Origin of the sequence: Vibrio mimicus CAIM 602 (assembly GCF_000338875.1) — a bacterium.
In the GTDB taxonomy this organism is placed as follows: Bacteria; Pseudomonadota; Gammaproteobacteria; order Enterobacterales; family Vibrionaceae; genus Vibrio; species Vibrio mimicus.
The window spans coordinates 1-1290 of sequence record NZ_AOMO01000093.1; the positions used below are offsets into that span (position 1 = coordinate 1).

General features: G+C 43.8%; 1 protein-coding gene. It reads left to right on the top strand.

The genetic code is table 11. From position 1 onward, the window contains the following. Window positions 1–662 precede the first annotated feature (662 nt). Entirely contained in the window at window positions 663–1004 is a 342-nt protein-coding gene (locus D908_RS23115; RefSeq protein WP_005527647.1) for a GFA family protein, read from the top strand. Window positions 1005–1290: the final 286 nt, after the last annotated feature.

Genomic DNA, 1290 nt, shown 5'->3' on the forward strand with positions numbered 1-1290 from the left:
TGAGCAACAATCACATAACAAACGCCTTAAGAGGGACTGTCAACGCGTGGCGTTTCCAGTGCCATTGAGGCGCGGTGGTTACGGTTGTTGCGTTTGAGTTTAGTGGTAGTGCGTTGCCAGCCCCTTAGGCGGGCGTTAGGCATAGTCCGGGGGAGTTGAAATTGATAGGTTGAATAAAAATGATATTTACTAGAGGTAGCAAAGCAGCAATATGGATGGGAGCTATTTGTCTTCTGCATTTAGTTTTTATGCTGGTTTTTAGGGTGTCTGTATACGCTGAAATGTATATAGCGCCGGATGCCCCATACGGTGTATCTGACATAATAGAACTCTTTCTCTACATGATATTTTTGCTGCTCTTAAGTGTGTCCATATTCTTGTGTATCTTTTTACTTATCAGAGGCAGTTCGCAAAGTAAAAAGTCTGGATTCTTACTTTTTCTATTTTGTATAACCTTGTATCAAGTTCAAGGACCATTACATCAATATGCAGCTAAGTTAGGTAGTTAAAATATGCCTAACAAACGCCTCAAGAGGGACTGCCAACGCGTGGCGTTTCCAGTCCCAATGAGCTGCGGTGGTTACAGCTGTTGTGTTTGAGTTTAGTGGTAATGCGTTGTCAGCCCCTTAGGCGGGCGTTAGGCAATTTTATTGAGGCAGCATATGGAAGTGACATGTCATTGTAGAAATATCCACTTAAAACTGGCTCAGCTGCCAAAAGAAGTGGGTGAATGTAATTGTTCGATCTGCCGACGTTATGCAGCAATGTGGGCTTATTACACTCCCGAGCAAGTTTCAGTAACGTATACCAAAGAAAACTCGAAGTTTTACTGTTGGGGAGACAAAGACGTTGAATTCCATCGATGTAACATATGTGGTTGCGTGACGCACTACATAACAACGCCTAAATGTGATTCAAGAATATTCGCGGTGAATATGCGGATGGCAGAAAATGAAGTTCTTTCTGCCATTCCAGTTAGAAAAATCAATGGCGCAGCGTATTAAAATTGCCCAACAAACGCCTCAAGAGGGACTGTCAACGCGCGGCGTTTCCAGTCCCATTGAGCCGCGGTGGTTACGGTTTGTTGTATTTGAGTTTAGTGGTTATGCGTTGCCAGCCCCTTAGGCGGGCGTTATGCTTAATCCATAAAAATCAGCAGGTTGTGGTTGTCGATTCCTTTAGCATTTCGTTTAGGTTTTGTCGGCAATTCAATATTGTTTGTCGCTGCCTAACGAAGCGGCAATGTATCTGGCGCTGTAACTTCTGAGTGATTGCCTCATTGGGTTGTTG